Source organism: Actinophytocola algeriensis, from assembly GCF_014203735.1.
Taxonomy (GTDB): domain Bacteria; phylum Actinomycetota; class Actinomycetes; order Mycobacteriales; family Pseudonocardiaceae; genus Actinophytocola; species Actinophytocola algeriensis.
Window position 1 is genome coordinate 144,627 of the sequence record NZ_JACHJQ010000013.1, and the last position, 21,195, is coordinate 165,821.

The 21,195-nt window shown below is 69.9% G+C and carries 19 protein-coding genes; 10 read left to right on the top strand and 9 right to left on the bottom strand.

Annotated elements, in window-relative coordinates:
- The first annotated feature begins 4 nt into the window (after positions 1–4).
- The 5 genes from FHR82_RS42900 (at position 5) to moaA (ending at position 4,719) form a co-directional block, all read left to right on the top strand.
- Positions 5–913 carry an ABC transporter ATP-binding protein gene (locus tag FHR82_RS42900; protein ID WP_184816443.1) on the top strand — a complete coding sequence of 303 codons (909 nt, stop codon included), beginning with the start codon at positions 5–7 and terminating at the stop codon, positions 911–913.
- Positions 914–922: 9 nt separating this feature from the next.
- A complete protein-coding gene (locus FHR82_RS42905) occupies positions 923–1,663 on the top strand; it encodes an ABC transporter permease (RefSeq protein WP_184816444.1) in 741 nt (246 codons plus the stop codon).
- 3 nt (positions 1,664–1,666) lie between these two features.
- Positions 1,667–2,941, top strand: a complete 1,275-nt coding sequence (locus tag FHR82_RS42910; RefSeq protein WP_184816445.1) for a sensor histidine kinase — start codon at positions 1,667–1,669, stop codon at positions 2,939–2,941.
- Positions 2,938–3,567 carry a response regulator gene (locus FHR82_RS42915; protein ID WP_184816446.1) on the top strand — a complete coding sequence of 210 codons (630 nt, stop codon included), beginning with the start codon at positions 2,938–2,940 and terminating at the stop codon, positions 3,565–3,567. The genes FHR82_RS42910 and FHR82_RS42915 overlap by 4 nt, the downstream gene beginning before the upstream one ends.
- 111 nt (positions 3,568–3,678) lie before the next feature.
- Positions 3,679–4,719, top strand: coding sequence for a GTP 3',8-cyclase MoaA (moaA, locus tag FHR82_RS42920; RefSeq protein ID WP_221464995.1), 1,041 nt, complete (start codon positions 3,679–3,681; stop codon positions 4,717–4,719).
- A gap of 29 nt (positions 4,720–4,748) precedes the next feature.
- Here the strand turns inward: moaA and coaE are convergent, their stop codons facing one another.
- From coaE to rpsA, 3 genes are all read right to left on the bottom strand, one after another.
- Entirely contained in the window at positions 4,749–5,945 is a 1,197-nt protein-coding gene (coaE, locus tag FHR82_RS42925; RefSeq protein ID WP_184816447.1) for a dephospho-CoA kinase, read from the bottom strand.
- 45 nt (positions 5,946–5,990) lie between these two features.
- Positions 5,991–6,572, bottom strand: a complete 582-nt coding sequence (locus FHR82_RS42930; RefSeq protein ID WP_184816448.1) for a hypothetical protein — start codon at positions 6,570–6,572, stop codon at positions 5,991–5,993.
- 665 nt (positions 6,573–7,237) lie between these two features.
- Positions 7,238–8,734: a 30S ribosomal protein S1 gene (gene rpsA / locus FHR82_RS42935; RefSeq protein ID WP_184816449.1), complete on the bottom strand. Its 1,497-nt coding sequence runs from the start codon at positions 8,732–8,734 to the stop codon at positions 7,238–7,240.
- 290 nt (positions 8,735–9,024) lie between these two features.
- On the opposite strand from rpsA, the gene FHR82_RS42940 reads away from it, so the two are divergent.
- From FHR82_RS42940 to FHR82_RS42955, 4 genes are all read left to right on the top strand, one after another.
- On the top strand, positions 9,025–9,885 hold the full coding sequence (locus FHR82_RS42940) for a class I SAM-dependent methyltransferase (RefSeq protein WP_184816490.1): 861 nt from the start codon (positions 9,025–9,027) through the stop codon (positions 9,883–9,885).
- A complete protein-coding gene (locus FHR82_RS42945) occupies positions 9,882–10,817 on the top strand; it encodes a GNAT family N-acetyltransferase (protein WP_184816450.1) in 936 nt (311 codons plus the stop codon). Before FHR82_RS42940 ends, FHR82_RS42945 begins: the two co-directional genes overlap by 4 nt.
- 65 nt (positions 10,818–10,882) lie before the next feature.
- Positions 10,883–11,374, top strand: coding sequence for an RNA polymerase sigma factor (locus FHR82_RS42950; RefSeq protein ID WP_184816451.1), 492 nt, complete (start codon positions 10,883–10,885; stop codon positions 11,372–11,374).
- On the top strand, positions 11,367–12,572 hold the full coding sequence (locus tag FHR82_RS42955; RefSeq protein ID WP_184816452.1) for a sialidase family protein: 1,206 nt from the start codon (positions 11,367–11,369) through the stop codon (positions 12,570–12,572). Before FHR82_RS42950 ends, FHR82_RS42955 begins: the two co-directional genes overlap by 8 nt.
- 377 nt (positions 12,573–12,949) lie before the next feature.
- Here FHR82_RS42955 and FHR82_RS42960 read toward each other — a convergent pair whose 3' ends face one another.
- Positions 12,950–13,474: a Rossmann-fold NAD(P)-binding domain-containing protein gene (locus FHR82_RS42960; RefSeq protein WP_225944125.1), complete on the bottom strand. Its 525-nt coding sequence runs from the start codon at positions 13,472–13,474 to the stop codon at positions 12,950–12,952.
- Positions 13,475–13,614: 140 nt separating this feature from the next.
- A complete protein-coding gene (gene polA / locus FHR82_RS42965) occupies positions 13,615–16,269 on the bottom strand; it encodes a DNA polymerase I (RefSeq protein WP_184816492.1) in 2,655 nt (884 codons plus the stop codon).
- 142 nt (positions 16,270–16,411) lie between these two features.
- Between polA and FHR82_RS42970 the strand changes: the two genes are divergently transcribed.
- Positions 16,412–16,837, top strand: a complete 426-nt coding sequence (locus tag FHR82_RS42970; protein WP_311771561.1) for a PaaI family thioesterase — start codon at positions 16,412–16,414, stop codon at positions 16,835–16,837.
- A gap of 45 nt (positions 16,838–16,882) precedes the next feature.
- On the opposite strand, the gene FHR82_RS42975 is transcribed toward FHR82_RS42970, so the two are convergent.
- Genes FHR82_RS42975 through FHR82_RS42990 form a run of 4 tightly spaced genes read right to left on the bottom strand, consistent with a single transcriptional unit; the run spans position 16,883 to position 21,133 of the window.
- Positions 16,883–17,596 carry an ABC transporter ATP-binding protein gene (locus tag FHR82_RS42975; RefSeq protein WP_184816453.1) on the bottom strand — a complete coding sequence of 238 codons (714 nt, stop codon included), beginning with the start codon at positions 17,594–17,596 and terminating at the stop codon, positions 16,883–16,885.
- The gene (locus FHR82_RS42980) at positions 17,593–18,435 is read right to left on the bottom strand and encodes an ABC transporter ATP-binding protein (protein ID WP_184816454.1); all 843 of its coding nucleotides are present in this window, start codon (positions 18,433–18,435) and stop codon (positions 17,593–17,595) included. The genes FHR82_RS42975 and FHR82_RS42980 overlap by 4 nt, the downstream gene beginning before the upstream one ends.
- Complete coding sequence (locus FHR82_RS42985) at positions 18,432–20,219, bottom strand: branched-chain amino acid ABC transporter permease (protein WP_184816455.1); 1,788 nt, start codon at positions 20,217–20,219, stop codon at positions 18,432–18,434. The genes FHR82_RS42980 and FHR82_RS42985 overlap by 4 nt, the downstream gene beginning before the upstream one ends.
- Positions 20,216–21,133, bottom strand: coding sequence for a branched-chain amino acid ABC transporter permease (locus FHR82_RS42990; RefSeq protein ID WP_184816456.1), 918 nt, complete (start codon positions 21,131–21,133; stop codon positions 20,216–20,218). Before FHR82_RS42990 ends, FHR82_RS42985 begins: the two co-directional genes overlap by 4 nt.
- Positions 21,134–21,195 lie beyond the last annotated feature (62 nt).

Here is a 21,195-nt window from a genome sequence, read left to right on the forward strand (position 1 = left end):
TCGCATGGCAATCATCGAGGTCGACAACCTCGTCAAGCGGTACGGCGACACCACCGCCGTCAACGGTGTCAGCTTCGCCGTCGAAGAGGGCGAGATCTTCGGCATCCTGGGCCCGAACGGTGCCGGCAAGACCACGACCGTGGAGTGCGTGGAGGGGTTGCGCTCGCCGGACAGCGGCACCATCCGGGTCGGCGGGCTGGACCCGCGACGCGACGAGGACAAGCTGCGGGACCTGCTCGGCGTGCAGCTGCAGGAAAGCCAGCTGCCCGAGAAGCTGCAGGTCGGCGAGGCGATGGAGCTGTTCAGCTCCTTCTACCGCGAGCCTGCCGACTGGCGGAAGCTCATCGAGAGCCTCCACCTCACCGACAAGGTCGGCACCCAGTTCCGACGGCTGTCCGGCGGGCAGAAGCAGCGGCTGTCGATCGCGCTCGCGCTGATCGGCAACCCGAAGCTGGCGGTGCTCGACGAGCTCACCACCGGCCTGGACCCGCAGGCCCGCCGCGACGCGTGGGACCTGATCGAGGACATCCGCGCCCGCGGCGTGACGATCGTGCTGGTCACGCACTTCATGGAGGAGGCGGAGCGGCTCTGCGACCGGCTCGCCGTGATCGACGCGGGCAGGGTCGTCGCGATCGACTCCCCCGCCGGGCTGGTCTCCGCGGTCGACGACCGGCAACGCATCCGGTTCCGCCCGTCCGCCCCCATCGACCACGCGCTGCTCACCGCGCTGCCGGAGGTCACGGCCGTCGAGCGGGCAGGCAGCCAGCTCGTCGTCACCGGCACCGGTGACCTGCTGCTCGCCGTGACCACCACCCTCGCCCGCAACAAGGTCGTCGCCGCCGACCTGCGGGTCGAGCAGACCTCGCTGGACGACGCGTTCGTCGCGCTCACCGGCCGCAAGATCGACAACTGAGGAGCCACCGTGTCCGCCCTGTCCCGACTCACACTGACCGAGACCAAGCTGTTCTTCCGGGAACCGCTCGCGGTGTTCTTCATGCTGGCGTTCCCACCGATCCTGTTGATCATCTTCGGCGCCATCCCGTCGTTCCGGGAGGCCGACCCGGACATCGGCGGACAGCGGGTGATCGACCTGTACGTGCCGATCGTCGTCGCGATGGCCCTCGCCATGACCGCGCTCAGCGGGCTGCCGCAGATGCTGGCCTCCTACCGTGAGCAGGGCGTCCTGCGCCGCATGCGGACGACCCCGGTGAAGCCGGGGTGGATGCTCGGCGCGCAGCTGCTGCTGTGCACCGCCGCGTCCGTGGCGGTCATGCTGGTGCTCCAGGCCATCGGCCGGGTCGCGTTCGACGTGTCCCTTCCCCGCCAGGCAGCCGCCTACCTGCTGGGCTACCTCCTGAGCGCGTTGTCGATGCTGACGCTGGGACTGCTGATCGCGTCGCTGGCGCCGAGCGGCAAGGGCGCGAGCTCCATCGGGACGCTGCTGTTCTTCCCGGTGATGTTCTTCGCCGGGTTGTGGGCGCCGCGCGACACCATGCCCGAGGTGCTGAGGAGGATCAGCGACTTCACGCCGCTCGGCGCGGGCGTGCAATCATTGCAGGACGCCACCGCAGGGCACTGGCCGCAGCTGCTGCACCTCGCCGTCATGGCAGGCTGGATCATCGTCGCCGGCGGGCTCGCCGCGCGGTACTTCCGCTGGGAGTGATCGTTGAGCATCGAGGCCGAGCTGCGCGAGGAGTTCGACCGGTGGGAGCGCCAGGAGAGCGCGGTCGTCAGCGCGCTCCCCTACGCCCTCCTGGCGGTCAGCATCCTGTTCGCCACGCTGCAGCCGATCGTGGGCCTGCAGCGGGTGAGCTATCCGGCGATGTTTGGCCTCGCCGCCGCGGTCGTGCTCTGGCTGCTCTGGTTCCACACGCTCCACCCGGACTGGCACCGGAACGGCAGGCTGATGGGCCTGTACTTCATCGGGTGGGTCGTGCTGGCCACCGGCCTGGTGGTGCTCTCCCCGTTGTTCGGCTTCTTCACCTTCGTCGGCTACATCCACTCGTTCGCGTACCTGAAGGGCCGCTGGCGCTACGCGGGTGTCGCCGCGACCGCGCCGATCGCGGCGGTGTCCTACATCGGCGGCGTGCAGAACATCGACGCCGACTCGTGGTGGGCGTGGGTCGGCATCAGCCTGATCACCATGACGCTGGCCGGGGCGTTCTCGTTCTTCGGCGACATGACCGACCAGCGCAACACGAAGCAGAAGCAGGCACTCGCCGAGCTCCACGAGGCCAACCTCAAGCTCGAGGCGGCGCTCGAGGAGAACGCGGCCCTGCACGCCCAGCTGCTGGTGCAGGCCCGCGAGGCCGGGGTGCTGGACGAGCGGCAGCGGATGGCGCGGGAGATCCACGACACGCTCGCGCAGGGACTCGCCGGCATCCTCGCCCAGCTGCAGGCGGCCGAGCAGGTGCCGGACGAGTGGCGGCGGCACGCCACGACCGCGATGAACCTGGCGCGGGAGACGCTCACCGAGGCACGCAGGACGGTGCACGCGGTGGAGCCGTCGGTGCTCGCCGATGCCAGGCTGCCGGACGCGATCAGCGACGTGGCGAGGCGCTGGTCGGAGGCCAACGACATCGCGGCGGTGCTCACGACCACCGGCGACGCGCGGCCGATGCACGCCGACGTCGAGGTGACGCTGCTGCGGATGGCGCAGGAGGCGCTCGCGAACGTGGCGAAGCACGCGCGGGCCACCCGCGTCGGCCTGACACTGTCCTACATGGAGGACCTGGTGACCCTCGACGTGCGTGACGACGGCATCGGCTTCGAGCCGAACACCAAGCGCGCCAACGGTTCCAACAACGGCGGCTTCGGGCTGACGGGCATGCGCCAGCGGGTGCAGCGGCTCGCGGGCAGGCTCGACATCGAGTCCGAACCGGGTGGCGGGACCGCGATCTCGGCGTCCGTGCCCGCGATCCCGGCCGGGGGTGTGGAGTGATCTCGCTGCTCATCGTGGACGACCATCCGGTGGTGCGCGACGGGCTGCGCGGCATGTTCACCGCCGACCCGCGCTTCGAGGTGCTGGCCGAGGCCGGGGACGGCGCCGAGGCCATCGCGGCGGCCGAGAAGCTGCGGCCGGACGTGATCCTGATGGACCTGCGGATGCCGAGGACCGACGGGGTCACCGCGATCAAGGAGCTGGCGAAACGGGGAGTGCCGTCGCGGGTGCTGGTGCTCACCACGTACGACACGGACAGTGACGTGCTGCCCGCGATCGAGGCAGGCGCCACCGGCTACCTGCTGAAAGACGCGCCCCGCGACGAGCTGTTCCGTGCCGTGGAGGCGGCGGCACGCGGCCAGGCGGTGCTCTCCCCCTCCGTCGCGACCCGGTTGATGGGGCAGATGCGCCAGCCCGCGTCAGAACCACTGTCGCAGCGCGAGCTGGAAGTGCTCGAGCTGATCGCGCGCGGTTCCACGAACCGGGAGGCGGCGAAACAGCTGTTCATCAGTGAAGCAACGGTGAAGACGCACCTGCTCCACGTGTATGCCAAGCTGGGGGTCAACGACCGGGCGGCCGCCGTGGCCACCGCGTTCTCCCGCGGCTATCTGACCGCGGATCGCTGAATTGCGCGCGCGTCTTTGTAATGAGCGCTGTCAGAATAGCCACAAATTGCGCAATAAATGATACCTATCACCATTATGGCGAAAAGGCGATGTGGCCTATAGATTGGTTGGGTGCCCGAACGTGACGACGCGGGGCTGGTGCTCGACACCTACCGCCGCCCGCTGCGCAACCTGCGGATCTCGGTCACCGACAGGTGCAACCTGCGGTGCCGGTACTGCATGCCCGAAGCCGAGTACACCTGGCTGCCGCGGCGTGACCTGCTGACGTTCGAGGAGATATCGACGCTCGTCGACGTCTTCATGGATCTCGGCGTGAACAAGGTGCGGCTGACCGGCGGCGAGCCGCTGCTGCGCCGCGACGTGGCCGCCCTGGTGTCGATGCTCTCCGCGAAGCCGCTGCGCGACCTCGCCATGACCACCAACGGTGTGCTGCTGGCCGGTCACGTCGAGGAGCTGAAGAAGGCCGGGCTGAACCGCGTCACCGTCAGCCTCGACACGCTGCGGGCCGACCGGTCGAAGACGCTGTCACAGCGTGCGACGCACCCGTCGGTGCTGAAGGGCATCGCGTCGGTCGCACCCGCCGGGTTCACCGACACCAAGATCGACACCGTCGCGCTGAACGGCATCAACGACGACGAGCTGGTCGACCTGATCGAGTTCGGCAGGACCGTGCCCGCCGAGGTGCGGTTCATCGAGTACATGGACGTCGGCGGGGCCACCTCGTGGTCGCCGGAGCTGGTGCTGTCGCGGGCGGAGATACTCACGCGGCTGACCGCGCACTACGGGCCGATCACGCCGTTGCGCAACCACGACGCGGCGCCCGCGGACCGGTTCGAGCTGCCGGACGGGACGACCTTCGGCATCGTGTCGTCGACGACCAAGCCGTTCTGCGCCACCTGCGACCGGAGCAGGCTGACCGCGGACGGGCTGTGGTACCTGTGCCTGTACGCGATGGAGGGCGTGAACCTGCGCGACCCGCTGCGCGATGGCGCGTCGAAGGCCGACCTGTCGAAGATCATCACCGACGCGTGGACGGCACGGACCGACCGCGGCGCGGTGGACCGGCTCGCGGAACGGGACCGGACCCCGTTCATCCCGCTGACGGCGCTGAAGAACGACCCGCACCTGGAGATGCACACCCGCGGCGGCTGAGCAGGCCCGCCTCCCCGTGATGGGGTCCTTCAGGGCGTTGGTTGCCAGCCGGTGCGCTCCGCCCACTCCTCCGCGCGCGATCCCGCCGCGTCGAACCACGTCTCCTTGGCCTCGGCGTAGTTGTCCGTGTCGTCGTCGGTGGCGAAGCGGGCGGCCAGGTCCTTCTTCGTGGCCAGGTAGGCGTCCCGTTCGGCCGGGTTGGCGCGCAGCCAGTCGGGGAACAGCAGTGCGTACCGCCAGCCGGGGCTGCCCTCGACGCGGAGGTGGACGTTCGCGTGGCGGCCGGGGTCGGCGGCGGCGTGGTAGCGCTTGCGCCACTGCTCGACGTCCGGGGCGTACGGCTTCGGGTTGTCGTGGTCGACCCACGCGAGCTTCGGGAAGCCCGCGGCGGCGAGGTTGTCGGCCAGCGCGTCGGCGTCGGCCAGCGCGGCGACGGTGATCTGCAGGTCGATGACGTCCTTGGCGGGCAGCCCGGGGACCGACGTGGAGCCGATGTGGTCGACGCGGCGGGCCAGGTCGCCCGCGGCCATCGCGATGCGCGCCCGCAGCCGGTCGGCCTGCGCCGGCCAGGTCGGGTCGGGGTCGGCGAGGCGCGGGGTGCCGACCTTGGCGCGGCGGTGGAGGCGGACGTTGGCCTCGTAGCGGACGAGCCGGTCGGCCCACAGCGCGTCGACGACGGCGAGCACCTCGTCGGGGCTGCCGCCGTTGTCGAGCCACACGTCGGCGGCGGCACGGCGCGCCTCCTCGGTGGCCTGGGCCTTGATGCGGGCGCGGGCGTCCTGTTCGGACATGCCGCGGTCGCGGACGACGCGGTGCACCCGTTCCTCTTCCGGCGCGTCGACGACCAGCACCAGGTGGTAGGCGGGGGCGAGGTGGTTCTCCACGAGCAGCGGCACGTCGTGGACGACGATCCCGTCCTGGGGCGCGGCGGCCATCAGCTCGGCGGTCCGCGCGCCGATGCGCGGGTGGACGATGCCGTTGAGGGTGACGCGCGCGGTCTCGTCGGTGAACACCCGCTGTGCGAGCTTGGCCCGGTCGAGCCCGCCGGCACTGATGACGTCGTCGCCGAAGGCCGCTCGGATCGCGTCGAGCCCGTCGGTGCCGGGTTCGACGACCTCGCGAGCGATCTTGTCGGCGTCGATCACGACCGCGCCGTGCTCGGCGAGCCGCCCGGCCACCGTGGACTTGCCGGAGCCGATCCCGCCCGTGAGGCCTACGCGCAGCATGCGGGCATTCTGGCAGGCCGCCCCGGCGCGCGACGTCCTCACCCGTCACCTGTCGGTGAGCGCGTGGTCCGCCACCTGACCGAGCAGCGCACCCGCGTGGTCCTCCCGCACGAGCACCGGAATGACCTGCACGACGACGGTCACCCGCCCCCGGATGGCGACGAGCATCCAGTTGGCGTTCCTGACCAGCACCCCGCGGTCCTGCCCGACCTGGACGTCGCTCACGGTGGCACCGGCGGTCCGCTCATCGGCGACGGTGGCGGTGAGCCGCTTGCGGGCGGACTCCTCGTTGACGTAGCTCGCGAGCCCGATCCACACCTTCGCCTTGCCGACCGGCTGCCCCGAGGGGACGCCGTAGTAGCAGTCGATGCGCGCCACACGGCCGATGTTGCTCTGCGGCACGCCGACTATCGGTTGGACGGCGCCGGTGACGAGGTTGCCGAGGTCGCGGGTGAGGTCGTCGAGGGTGGCCACGTCGCCGCAGTTGTCGGGGACGGTGCGTTCCGCGCTCGCGTTCGCCGGAGCACTGCTGAACACGGGCACGGCGGGGCTGTTGCTCGGGGGCGCGGTGCGGGCACAACCGCTGATCACGAGCACCGCCCCGAGGACCACGAGCCCTGCACGCATCGCTCCACGGTAGGCGACGGACGGCAGAGGGAAGATAACGAACAGACGGTGGTTGACCACGGGCGATTGCCGGGCTTGGGGCTTGCGGGCTCGGCTCCGCAGGGCTCGACCCGGCAAGGCTCGGCACCGCAAGACCCGACTCCGCCCAAGCTCAGCTCGCCGTAGCTCCGCACGGCCCGGCTCAGCACGGCTCCCGACCGACCACGACTCGGCACTGGCTCCGCCGCCCCGGGGCCCTCAACTCCGACCCCCGGTTGCGGCTTCGGCCCTGGCTCCGACTCCCGACCGACCCGGCTCCGGCTCCGGCTCCGGCTCCGGCTCCGGCTCCGGCTCCGCAAGGATCGCCGCCGCGAGGGCGTGCTCCGCGAGGCGGCTGGCCTCCGGCCCCCTCGAACCACGCTACCGGAGGGCACCGACAATCCCGGGGCGTGCCGTGGCCCCCTGTGGACAACTCGATCGGCTGTGGACAAACAGCCGTTGACCAGCCAAAACTGTCGGTGCTCCGCACTACGCTGGTGTTCGGGGGGCCGGAGGCCGCCCTCGGCCCCGGCCGCCGTGCGGACAGCCGGTCGCCTCGCGGGGGGCCCGGACCCCGGCATGCGAAAGGCCCCACCGGTCCGTGGACCGGTGGGGCCTTCAGCTGCTAAGCGGTCAGATCAGATCGATCAGACGCCGCCGGACAGCTTCTCGCGCAGGGCGGCCAGCTGCTCGTCGCTGGCCAGGGTGCCGCCGCTCTTCTGCTTGTCGGCGCCCGCGCTCGAGTACTCGCGCTCGGTGCCGCCGGCTTCCTCGGTGCCACCCTCGGCCTCGGCAGCAGCTTCGGCCTCCGCGGCCTTCTTGACCTGGGTCATGTGCTGCTCGTAGCGCGTGTGGGCCTCGGCGTACTGCCGCTCCCACTCCTCGCGCTGCTTGTCGAAGCCTTCCTGCCACTCCTGCGTGTCCGGGTCGAAGCCCTCGGGGTAGATGTAGTTCCCCTCGTTGTCGTACTCGGCCGCCATGCCGTACTGGGTCGGGTCGAACTCGGTGTCCGTGGTGAAGCCCTCGTTCGCCTGCTTCAGGGACAGCGAGATCCGGCGACGCTCCAGGTCGATGTCGATGACCTTGACCATGACGTCGTTGCCGACCTGCACGACCTGCTCCGGGATCTCCACGTGGCGCTCGGCCAGCTCGGAGATGTGGACCAGGCCCTCGATGCCCTCGTCCACGCGGACGAACGCACCGAACGGCACGAGCTTGGTGACCTTGCCCGGCACGATCTGGCCGATCGCGTGGGTCCGGGCGAACTGACGCCACGGGTCTTCCTGGGTGGCCTTCAGCGACAGGGACACGCGCTCGCGCTCCATGTCGACGTCGAGCACCTCGACCGTGACCTCCTGGCCGACCTCGACGACCTCGGACGGGTGGTCGATGTGCTTCCAGGACAGCTCCGAGACGTGCACCAGACCGTCGACACCGCCGAGGTCCACGAACGCACCGAAGTTGACGATGGAGGAGACGACACCCTTGCGGACCTGGCCGCGCTGCAGCTGGTTGAGGAACTCGCTGCGTACCTCGGACTGGGTCTGCTCGAGCCAGGCGCGGCGGGACAGGACCACGTTGTTGCGGTTCTTGTCCAGCTCGATGATCTTCGCCTCGAGCTCGCGGCCGACGTACGGCTGCAGGTCGCGCACCCGGCGCATCTCGACCAGGGACGCGGGGAGGAAGCCCCGGAGGCCGATGTCCAGGATGAGACCACCCTTGACGACCTCGATGACCGTGCCCTTGACCGGCTCGTCGCTCTCCTTGAGCGCCTCGATCGTGCCCCAGGCGCGCTCGTACTGAGCACGCTTCTTGGACAGGATCAGCCGGCCTTCCTTGTCCTCCTTCTGGAGGACGAGGGCCTCGACCTCGTCACCGACCTTGACGACCTCGTTGGGGTCGACGTCATGCTTGATCGACAACTCACGAGAGGGGATGACCCCTTCGGTTTTGTAGCCGATGTCGAGCAGGACCTCGTCCCGATCGACCTTAACGATGGTGCCCTCGACGATGTCACCATCGTTGAAGTACTTGATGGTCTTGTCGATGGCGGCGAGGAAGTCATCGCCCGTCCCGACGTCGTTGATGGCGACCTGCTGGCGCGGCGCGGTCTCAGCCGGGACGATGGTGGTGTCGGTGGACATTAGCTAGGAGGCTCCGGTACGGCTTGGTTGAGAGTTGGCGGATGGGATTTGCAGTTGTCGTGCGACAGCGGCATAGTGCCGTCGGCGACGAACCCCGAACCAACGAGACAACCACCGACAACGCCGCGCGACCGGATCTGATTCCCGAGATGAACAGACGGCAGCACGAAACCACTGCGCGGAGGTATCCTACGCGGCCGCGCACAGACCGGGCAAACCTGGTCCGGGGGTATTCGTCGCGAGGGGCGTACTGAGGGGGACTGATGTCGACGCTGGAGGCGGGCGCCAGCATGCCGCGAGAAGGCGACAGCGTGGTGCCACCGGCACCACAACGGACCGCGGAACGCCTGCTCGGCACGGTCGGGAGCGAGCGTCGCTGGGCCGGTTCCGCCGAGTCCGTGGCCGCGAACAGTGCCTGGTGGGACGCCGACGCCGACGACTACCACGTCGAGCACGGGGCGTTCCTCGGCGTCACCGACTTCGTCTGGTGCCCGGAGGCACTGCGCGAGGAGGACGCGCGCCTGCTCGGCGACGTCGCCGGTAAGGAGATCCTCGAGGTCGGCTGTGGTTCCGCACCATGCGCGCGCTGGCTCGCCGAGCAGGGCGCGCGCGTGACGGCGTTCGACCTGTCCGGGGGGATGCTGCGCTACGCGGCGGCCGCCAACGAGGCCACCGGCATCGACGTGCCGCTGGTCCGCGCGAACGCGGAGCGGCTGCCGTTCGCGAGCGGGTCGTTCGACATCGCGTGCTCGGCGTTCGGCGGGGTGCCGTTCGTCGCCGACCTGCCGGGCACGTTCCGCGAGGTCGCGCGCGTGCTGCGGCCGGGCGGCTCGTGGGTCTTCGCGGTCACTCACCCGATGCGGTGGATCTTCCCCGACGACCCCGGCCCGGACGGGCTGCGGGTGACCGGCTCGTACTTCGACCGCACGCCGTACGTCGAGGTCGACGCCGACGGCCACGCCACCTACGTCGAGCACCACCGCACCCTCGGCGACTTCGTGCGCGCGCTCAGCCAGGCCGGCCTGACGCTCGTCGACCTGGTCGAGCCGGAGTGGCCGGACGACCTCACCGAGGTGTGGGGGCAGTGGAGCCCCCTGCGCGGCGCGCTCTTCCCCGGCACCGCGATCTTCCTGACCCGGCGCGCCGCGTGAGGGTTGCCGGCTCCCTGCTCGGCGCACAGACCACTCGGTTCGAGCAGGTGGATCCGCTGCTGCCGCCCGCCGCTCCCCCACCGGACGGGCAGGTGCTGACCGCCGCGCTGCCCGGCGGCGACCGCGTGGCGGGCGTGGTCACCCACAGCACGTTCGAGCCGGGCACGGCGACGACGCTGTGGTCGGCGCTCCAGCTGTGGGAGATGCACCCGCTGGTCGGCGCGACGGGCGGCGCGGGCATGGACGTGCTGCTGCGGGAGTGGGCGCGGCTGCAGGCCCGCACCACCGCGGGCCCCGACTCGGCGTGCCTGCTCACGTGGCCCAGCCGGGACACGGTGGCCGCGCAACCGCTGCTCGCGCACGGTTTCACGCCGCTGACGAGCCTCGCGGTGCGGCACTTCCGGGCGGGCACCCCGATGCGCAGGGCGCCGCAGGCCGGGGTCACGGTCCGGCTCGCGACGCCATCGGACCTCGAGACGGTCCTCGCGCTCGAGCTGGCCGAGCTGGCGTACTCGGCGCTGGTCGGCGCCGCGGTGCTGCGGCCGGACGCGGAGCGGGTGAAGCGGGCGACGGTGGTCCGCCACTTCGAGCAGGGCGACCCGATGTGGCTCGCGGAGCGCGACGGGGTGGCGGTCGGGCTGGCGCACTGCAGGCTCATGGACGTGGTGGCCGACTCGCTGATCGCGACCCGTCTGCGGCCGGGGCGCTGGGGGTACGTGAACTGCGTTTCGGTGGCGGACGACGCCAGGGGGTCGGGTGTCGGCAGCGAGCTGATGGCCGTCGCGCACCACGAACTGCACAGCCGCGGCGCGACCGGCACCTTCCTCTACTTCAACCCGCCCAACCCGCTGGCCTCGGTGTTCTGGGCCCGGCAGGGGTACCGGCCGCTGTGGACGAGCTGGGAGCTGCGGCCCGCGTCCGCGCTGCGCTGAATCCCCGGGAACCTGGTTCGGTGGTCGTGCCTCTTGTTCGGTGAGCACGGAACATTGGGGGCGCGATGGCGGAAGAGACGTGGTTCGCGCAGCTGTACCAGGGGTCCTACCGGCGCCTGGTGCTGACCGCGTACGGCATGACGGGTGACCTGGGCGCGGCCGAGGAGATCACCCAGGAGGCGTTCGCCATCGCCTACGGCAAGCGCGCCAAGGTGTCCGGCACGGACAGCCCGGAGGCGTGGCTGCGGACCGTGGTCGTGAACCTCGCCCGCAGGCGGTACCGGCGCAAGGCGATGCTCGACCGCATCCTGCGCAGGCACGAGGCGGAACCGCCACCCGGCGATGAGCCGCTCTCCGAGCACCTCGACCTGCACGAGGCGATCAGGGGTCTCGGCCCCGAGTACCGGGCGGTGGTCGTGCTGCACTACCTCGCCGACCTGCCCGTCGACGAGGTGGCGGCCGTGCTCGCCGCGCCCGTCGGCACGGTGAAGTCACGGCTGTCCCGGGCGCGGGCCGCGCTCGCCGAGCGGCTGCGCACGGAGGTGGACCATGTCTGAGCTGGACACGAGGCTCACGAAGCTGCGCGACGACCTGCGGGCGTCGATCGACCCGCCCGACCTGGCGCAGGTCACCGGCCGGGCCCGGCAGCGGACCGCGCGAAGGCGCATGCAGGTCGGTGCCGTCGCGGCGGTGGTGGCGGTCAGCGTGGCGGTGCCGGTGCTGCGGACCGTGCCCGACACTCAGCCACCGGCCCGCCCGGCCGTCCCGGCGTCCATGACGTTCGACGTGGACTTCGCCGACCCCGACCACGGGTACGCGCTGGGCAGCGACTGCCACGAGCCGGAGGGCTCGTGCAGGCTCGCGCTGTTCTCGTCGGCCGACGGCGGCCGGCACTGGGAACAGCGGACCCTGCCGGACGGTGGTGAGCGGTATACGTGGGGCCAGGTGACGGTGCTGGACGCGGACCGGCTGACCGTCGACCGCGTCTCGGAACCGGCCATGCAGGTGACCCGGATCATCAGCACCGACCGGGGCCGCACGTGGCAGGACGGCGTGCTGGGTGCCGTGGGCGCACCCGCGCCGCTCCCGGACGGCGCGTGGCTCCAGGGGGTGTGCACGGGCGAGGCCCCGGGCGGGGGCTGCCTGCTGGAGATCGGCGCGGTGTCCCCGGACGGGGCCCGGGTGGTGCCGGCACCGGCTCAGCCCGCACTCGTGGAACCGCAGGTGGGCAGGTCAGCGACCGCGAGCGGCCGGTACTGGGCGACCGGCGTCGACCGCCACACCGGCCGCTGGACGATCGCGGTGACCGGCAACGGCGGCAGGACGTGGCTGACGACCCCGGTGTCCGTGCCTGGCGAGCCGTCGATGAACGACGCGTGGGCCGTGGTCGAGGCCGACGGCGTCATGTACGCGACGATGCAGGGCTCGATCGCGAAGGGCCCGTTCGGCCTGCTGGCGGTCTTCCGCAGCACGAACGGCGGCGCGACGTGGACCAACACGTGGCGCGCGACGGCGGACACCGTGCTGCAGGCGATGCTGGGCACCCCGGTGGCGACGGCCGACGGACGGTTGCTCGTGTACTCGGCCGCCACGGGCACGCACGAGAGCCGCGACGGCGCCTCGTTCACGAAGGCTGCCCACCAGCTGCCGGGTGAGGTGGAATGGACGAGAGCCGGTTACGTGGCGAAGGGTGAGGGGCACGGGTACGCCGTCTCGCGCGACGGCATCGAGTGGAGGGAATTCACGATCGGCTAGTGCTGTGTCCGCTTGCGTTGACCGGGTGGGTTCGTGGTTTGTCCTCGCCGGACGTTCTCGCCGGGCGGGTTTGCCTCCGGCGGCTCCTCGCCGGAGGGGCAGGTCTCTGGGACGGCTACCCGGTTGGCATCTTCGGTTCTCTGGCATGGGTCGGTCTGCCTGCCATCCCGTCATGCCGTGAAAGGCGCTTTCACGGCATTGGCCACGCTGCGAAAGGCGCTTTCAGGGCACTCAACGCCCTCAACGCGCCATTCACAACACCGGCGATGCCCTGAACGCGACTTTCACGGCAAACCCAGCCCCACCCCGGGTACGGCGATCACCGTCGGCTTGGCCGGACCCGCCGCAGGACCCGGCAAACGTCGGTGGACACAGCACTAGCTGTGTACCGGTCGGAACTCCCCCACATGGTGCACGTGTGGGGGTTTGCCGTCGAGTGCTCGGTGCACCGCGTCCAGTACGCCCGAGGAGACCTCCTCGTGGGTGAGCCACCGGGTACGACCGGCATGCCGCACATACCCGAGCACGACCTGCTGTGTCGGGTGGGTTGGAAGCACGGGGTCGGGGCACCCGCCGAGTGGATTGGCGGAGGCACTGCCGTGCACCTCGACCACGGGGGCGCCGTCGGCCAACAGCGGGGCGACGGCACGAAGGACGGAGACGCGAACGCCCCGGTGCACCCAGGCGACCAGGAGGTCGGCCGGCCCGTCGAGTGCCTCGGCGGTGGTGGCGGCGAGGGTGGCGGGCTCGGTCCAGTCGGCTTTGACCCAGCGCGCGTGGTCGTTGGTGACGGGTTTTCGCCTGCTGGGGAGAACGACCTGCCAGCCGTCGTCGAGCAGTGCGTTCGCCACACCGGACAACATGCCGGTACCACCGAGGACAAGGGCTCGACGCGCGGTCATCCGACCTCCGCTGCTCGGCGACAGACCCTCACATTACCGGCGCAGGCGGCAATTTTCGCGGCAGCGCCCCGGTGCGGCTGTAGACATTTCCTGAGCACGTGGACGGGTGGTGTCCGTCGAGCTGCTGATCCGAAGGGAACTCAGTGCGCCGCCGAGTTCCAGGACCGGCCGAAGCCCACTGACACGTCGAGCGGCACGTCCAGCTTGTACGCCGACCCCATGCCCTTGCGCACCAGTTCCTCCGCCGCGGCGCGCTCCGGGGTCGACACCTCCAGCACCAGTTCGTCGTGCACCTGCAGCAGCATCCGGGTCGTCAACCCGGCGTCCCGCAGCTCGCGGTGCACGTTCAGCATCGCGACCTTGATGATGTCCGCCGCGCTGCCCTGGATCGGGGCGTTCAGGGCCATGCGTTCCGCCATCTCGCGGCGTTGGCGGTTGTCGGAGGTCAGGTCCGGGAGGTAGCGGCGGCGGCCGAAGATGGTCGACGTGTAGCCGTCCTTGCGGGCCTTCGCCACGATCTCGTTGAGGTAGTCCCGCACTCCGCCGAAGCGGTCGAAGTACTCCTCCATCAGGCCGCGGGCCTCTTCTGTCGAGATCCGCAGTTGCTGGGAGAGACCGTATGCGGACAGGCCGTATGCCAGGCCGTAGTTCATCGCCTTGATCTTGGCTCGCTGGGCGCCCGTGACCTCGGTCGGTTCCACCGAGAAGACGCGGGCCGCCGTGGCCGCGTGGAAGTCGAAGCCGGACTGGAAGGCCTCGATGAGTGCGGAGTCGCCCGACAGGTGGGCCATGATCCGCATCTCGATCTGGCTGTAGTCCGCCGTCATCAGTTCGTCGAAGCCGTCGCCGACGATGAACGTGTCGCGGATCGTGCGGCCTTCGTCCGTGCGGATGGGCACGTTCTGCAGGTTCGGTTCCGTCGACGACAGGCGGCCCGTCGCGGCGATCGTCTGGCTGTACGTGGTGTGGATGCGGCCGTCGTCCGAGACGCTCTTGATCAGGCCTTCCACCGTGATCTTGAGCCTGGTCGCGTCGCGGTGCTCCAGCAGGTGCGCCAGGAACGGGTGCTCGGTCTGCTCGAACAGGCTGGTCAGCGCGTCGGCGTCGGTGGTGTAGCCGGTCTTCGTGCGCTTGGTCTTCGGCATGTCCAGCTCGTCGAACAGCACCACCTGCAGCTGCTTCGGCGACCCGAGGTTGATCTCCTTGCCGATGACGGCGAACGCCTCCTGCTCCGCGTGCTTCACCCGCGCCGCGAAGTGCGCCTCCAGCGAGGCCAGCTGCTGGGTGTCGACCGCGATGCCGACCGCCTCCAGCTCGGCCAGCACCCGCAACAGCGGCAGCTCGATCTCCGCCAGCAGGCTGGCCTGACCGGTGTTGTCCAGCGCGATCGCCAGCGCGTCGGCCAGTTCGGCGATCGCACGCGCGCGCACGATCTCGCCCTCGGCGATCTTCGCGTCGTCGCCCTCGATGCCGTCCAGCAGCGACAGCTGCCGCTCCTGCTGCTGCTCCTCGACCCGCAGCTCCCGCTTCAGGTACCGCAGCACCAGGTCGTCCAGCGCGAACGACCGTTGCCCGGGCCGCACCAGGTAGGCCGCGAGCTGCGTGTCCATCGCCAGCCCGTCGAGCGTCCACCCGCGGTGCCGGATCGCGTGCAGCGACGGCTTCACGTCGTAGGTCACCTTTGACACGGCGTCGTCCGCCAGCCACGTCACGAGTGCCTGCTCGTCAACTTCACCCAAAGTGGTGACGTCGATGTACACACCGGTGCCGTCGGCCTTCGAGATCGCCACCGAGCGCAGTTCGACCGACTCACCCGCGACACCGGTCGAGCCAAGCTGGAACGACAGTCCCACTCGCGCGCCCGACGGTGCGTTCGACGACAGCCACGCGCCGAGTTTCTCCGCCTCGTACGCGCCGCCGGACACCTCGAAACCGAACTCGGCCTCTGGCTCCGCGGTGGTCAGCTCGCCGAACAGCCGGTCGCGCAGCACGCGGAACTCCAGCTCGTCGAACAGCCGGTGCACGGCGTCGCGGTCCCACGGCTTGGCGGCCAGCTCGTCCGGCTCCACGCCGATCGCGACGTCCTTGACCAGTTCGGTGAGCTGCCGGTTCATCAGCACGTTCGACAGGTTCTCGCGCAGCGCGTCGCCCGCCTTGCCCTTGACCTCGTCGACCCGGTCGACCAGGTCGTTCAGCGAACCGAACTGGTTGATCCACTTGGCGACGGTTTTCTCCCCGACGCCGGGGATCTTCGGCAGGTTGTCCGAGGGGTCGCCGCGCAGCGCCGCGAAGTCGGCGTACTGGTTGGGCTGCACGCCGGTCTTGGTGTGCACCGCCTCGGGCGTCATCCGCGCCATCTCGGACACGCCACGCGACGGGTAGAGCACCGTCACCTGGTCGTTGACCAGCTGGAACGCGTCCCGGTCGCCGGTACAGATCGACACCGCGAAGCCCTCGGCCGTGGCGCGCGTGGTGAGCGTCGCGATCAGGTCGTCGGCCTCGAAGCCCTCCTTCGACAGGAAGGGGATCACCAGGGCGCGCAGGACCTCCTCGATGAGGCTGACCTGGCCCTTGAACTCGTCCGGCGTGGTCGACCGGTTGGCCTTGTACTCGGCGTACTGCTCACTGCGGAAGGTCTTGCGCGACACGTCGAAGCACACCGCGACGTGCGTCGGCTTCTCGTCGCGCAGCAGGTTGATGAGCATCGAGGTGAAGCCGTACACCGCGTTGGTGTGCTGGCCCGTGCCGGTGGAGAAGTTCTCCTTCGGCAACGCGTAGAACGCCCGGTAGGCCATCGAGTGGCCGTCGATGAGCAGCAACCGGCGCTCGTGGGTCTTGACAGGTTCTGTGGCGGGCGTCTCAGGCACACCGCGAGTCTAGGGTGAGGCACCGACAATTCCGATCGGCCCCCGCAGTGACCAGCAAGGAGACCATGTGGTGACCTCGTTCCCGGAGAACCTGCCTGGCATCCGGTACGACCTCGCAGACCAGTTCCTGCCGACGAAGATGGGCATCGAGATCACCGAGTGGGATCCCAAGCGGGTCGTCGCCACGATGCCGGTCGCGGGAAACCTCCAGCCGTACGGGTTGCTGCACGGCGGTGCGAACGCCACGCTCGCGGAGACCATCGGCTCGGTCGCGGCCGCGCTCAACGCGCCGGAGGGCCGGGTCGCACTGGGTTTGGAGCTGTCCTGCACCCACCACCGAGCGGCCAGGCAGGGTCTCGTCACCGGTGTCGCCACCCCGGTGCACACGGGCCGGTCGACCTCCACGTTCGAGATCGTGATCACCGACGAGGATGGCAAGCGGACCTGCACAGCCCGGCTGACCTGCATACTCCGCGACGCGGCACCCGGCGCGTGAGAACGGCGCCCCGGCCGGAACCGGGGCGCCGTCCGTCTCACTGAACTACTGACCCAGGTACGCGGCCCGGACCCGCTCGTCGGCGAGCAGGTCGTGGCCGGGGCCCTCGAGCGTGGTCTGACCGAGGTCCACGACATACCCCCGGTCCGACAGCGCCAGCGCCGCCAGCGCGTTCTGCTCGACCAGCAGGATCGTGGTGCCCTGCTGCTGCAGTTCCTTGATCGTGTCGAAGATGAGCTGCGTCATGATCGGCGACAGGCCCATCGACGGCTCGTCCAGCATCAGCAGGCGCGGCTTGGACATCATGGCCCGGCCGATCGCCAGCATCTGCTGCTCACCGCCGGAGAACAGGCCCGCCTTCTGCTGCTTGCGCTCCCCCAGCACGGGGAACAGCTCGTACACCCGGTTCATGTCGGTGCGCACGCCCGCCTCGTCCTTGCGGGTGTACGCCCCGAGCAGCAGGTTCTCCTCGACGGACATCCGCGCGAACACCCGACGGCCTTCCGGCGAGTGCGCGACACCGCGGCTGAGGATGACGTGCGCCGGTTCCTTCGCGATCGACTTGCCGTCGAACCGGATGTCGCCGGCCCTCGGGCGCAGCAGCCCCGAGATCGTCCGCAGCGTGGTGGTCTTGCCCGCGCCGTTCGCGCCGATGAGGCAGACGATCTGCCCCTCCTCGACGACGAACGAGACACTGCGGACGGCCTCGATGGCGCCGTAGGCGACGCTCAGGTCGTCAACTTCCAGAAGCGCGGTCACGAGTCCTCCCTCTGCTGCTGAGCGGCGGCCTCGGCGACGTCCGCCTCGACCTCCTCGCGTGGCTTGCCGAGGTACGCCTCGATCACGCGCGGGTCGTCGCGCACCGTCTCCGGTGAGCCCTCCACCAGCACCTCGCCCTGCACGAGCACGGACACCGTGTCGCACAGGGAGAAGATGAACTTCGTGTCGTGCTCGATCACCACGACCGACACCCCGGTGTCCCTGATCCGGAAGATCAGCTGCCGGGCGGCCTCGGTCTCCTGCGGGTTCATGCCCGCGGTCGGCTCGTCGAGGAGCAGCACCTCCGGCTCGGTGGCCAGCGCGCGGGCGATCTCGAGCCGCCGCTGGTCACCGTAGGGCAGGTTGCGCGCCACCTCGGTCTCGACGCCGCGCAGGCCGACGAACTCGAGCAGCTCGCGCGACTTCGCCCTGGCCGCGGCCTCGCCCTTGCGGAACACCGGACCGTGGAACACCGAGGCGATCGGGCCCTGCTTCATCCGGATGTGCCGCCCGACGAGGACGTTCTCGAGCACCGTCATGTTCGGGAACAGGCGGATGTTCTGGAACGTCCGCGCGATCCCGGCGGAGGTGACCTTCGCCGGGTCGGACGGCAGCGACTTCCCGCGCAGGCGCACCGAGCCACGCGTCGGCGTGTACAGGCCGGTCAGGCAGTTGAACAGCGTGGTCTTGCCCGCGCCGTTCGGCCCGATCAGCCCGACGATCCTGCCCTCTTCCAGCCGGATCGACACGTCGTTGAGTGCCGTCAGACCACCGAAGATCATCGTCACGCCACTGGCCTCGAGCACCGTGTCTGCCGCGCGATGCTGTGCCGCGCTCATGCCCGGTCCTCCTTCGGTGCCGAGGGACCGGCGTGTCCTCGTTCTTCGTGTTCGAGCACCGCCTGTTCCTCTTCGGTCTCGATGGGCTTGCCCTCCGCCGTCTCACCGGCGAGCTCTGCTCTCCGGTGCCGGTCGGGCACCAGGCCCTGCGGCCGGAACCGCATGATGAACACGAGTGCCAGCCCGAAGAAGAACAGCCGGAAGTCGTCGAACTCACGCAGCTTCTCCGGCAGCACGAACAGCAGCGACGCACCGAGCACCGCGCCGGGGATCGTGCCCATGCCACCGAGGATGACCGCCGCGAGCAGCGTCACCGACTCGAGGAACTTGAAGCTGTCGTAGGACGCCGTGCCCAGCTTGTGCACGAAGATCGCGCCCGCGAGGCCTGCCAGCATGGCGCCGACCAGGAACGCGAGGATCTTGGCCTTGCCGGTCCGGATGCCCATGGCCCTGGCGGCGTCCTCGTCCTCGCGGATCGCGATCCACGCCCGGCCCATGCGGCTGTTCTTCAGGTTCGCGAAGACGGCCATGATGGCGCCGACGACGAGCACGATCATGAAGTAGTACAGGACACCGCTCGGCAGCTCGGCCCCGAACAGGGTGATCTTCTCGTTGAACGCCGTGCCGAACATGGTCACCTGCGGCACACCGGGGATGGCGCTCGCGCCACCGGTGAGCTCGCCGATGTTGTTCTGCGCGGCGCGGGTGAAGATCTCACCGAACGCCAGGGTCACGATCGCGAGGTAGTCACCACGCACGCGCAGCGTCGGCGAACCGACGATCGCGCCGAAGATGCCCGCGATGACCGCCGCGATCAGTGCCGCGACCGGGAACGGCAGGTCGAGGCCGACCTGGGACGCGACCGCGCCGGACAGGTTCGCCGCGACGAACGCGCCGATGCCCATGAACGCGACGTACCCGAGGTCGAGCAGACCCGCCAGGCCGACCACGATGTTCAGGCCGATGGCGGTGGCCGCGTAGACGCCGATGACGGCCGCGACCTGCATCCAGTACTGGCTGCCCGCCCCGGTGAACGGGAACGGCAGGAGGAACGCGCACGCGAGCAGCACGATGATGCTGAACGCGCGGTGCTTCTCCGACAGGTGCGACACCCACCGGGTGAGGCCGATGCCGTGCAGCGCACCGAGCAGACCGCCCGCGAACCCGAGGAACGCGAGGAAGATCGGCCCCGCGTACGGGAACGCGGCGCCACCGATGCCACCCGCCGTCAACGTCTGCGTGACGAGCCACAGCACGCCCGCGAACGCCACGATCAGGTAGGCGTACGCCTCGAGCCGCGCCGCCATGCCGGTGAGCCCGAACAGCGACGTCGGCCACTCCGGGATCTCGTCGAGCGGCTTCGCCATCGAGCCCAGGATCAGCAGCAGACCACCGAGCACGGCGACGACGCTGCCGAACGCGGAGGCACCGTCAGCGGCGGTGATGGCGCCGAAGCCACCACCGTTCTCCGCGATGAAGTACCCGCACACCAGGCCGATCACGAGACCGCCCCAGCCCAGGGCACGCAGCACGCGGTCCTTGCCCCGCAGCGGCACGAACGTCGTGACGAGTGCCACGACACCGAACACCAGCAGGTGCCAGCGGAACCCGGTCAGCTCGAACGGCGCGTCGAAGTACTGCAGCGTCGACTTCTCGGGGAACGGTCCGTCGTTGAGCAGGAACGTCGCCCACGGCAGCATCGCGGCGACGAGCAACAGGAGCCCGCCGAGCGCGTTGAACGGCCGGACCAGCGCGAGCGGGATCAAACCCGTGAAGCGGCTCATGCGCGCACCCTTTCCGCTTCACCGAACAGACCCTGCGGCCGGAACACGAGCACGAGGATGAGAACCACGAAGATCCACACGTAGTCGTACTGGGTGCCGCCCGGCATGTACTGGCCGCCGAGCGACTTGATCAGGCCGATGATGAAGGCGCCGATCACGGCGCCGCGGAGGCTGCCGATGCCGCCGAGCACCGCCGCGGTGAACGCGAAGATGCCGTTCTGGAAGCCGATGGAGTTGTCCACGTTGGTGATGAAGGAGCCGTAGAGCACCCCGGCGATGCCGGCGAGCGTGGCACCCAGCACGAACGTGAGGACGATGACCCGGTCGGGGTTGACGCCCATGAGCCGTGCGGTGTCGCGGTCCTGGGACGTGGCCCGCATCGCACGGCCCATCCTGGACCGGCTGATGTAGGTCTGCAGCAGCACCGCGAGTATCACCGACACGACGATCAGCAACAGGCCGGACGCGGGGATGCTGACATCCCCGAGCCGGACCTGGGCGTCGATGAACACGCGCGGGAACGGCTGCGCGGCGTCGGCGTTCGGGAACCACAACCGGATGGCTTCCTGCAGCGCCACCGACACACCGAGTGCGGTGATCAGTGGCGCGAGTCTTGGTGCGTTGCGTAATGGCCGGTATGCGAAGCGCTCCATGAGCACGGCGATCACCACGGCCACCACCACGCCGCCGACCAGCATCGCGGGCAACGAGATGTACCAGTCGCCGCGCACGCTCTCTGGCAGCACCCACCGGTACACGGCGAGCCCGCCGAACGCGCCGACCATGAACACCTCGCCGTGGGCGAAGTTGATCAGCTGGATGATGCCGTACACCATCGTGTAGCCCAGCGCGATCAGACCGATCGTCGCGCCCAGCACCAGCCCGTTGGCTATCTGCTGTAAAAGGGTCGTCACATCTGCCTCCACAGGCGGCGGGGGTGGGCTCGGCCCACCCCCGCCGTCGCGTCACTCATCGA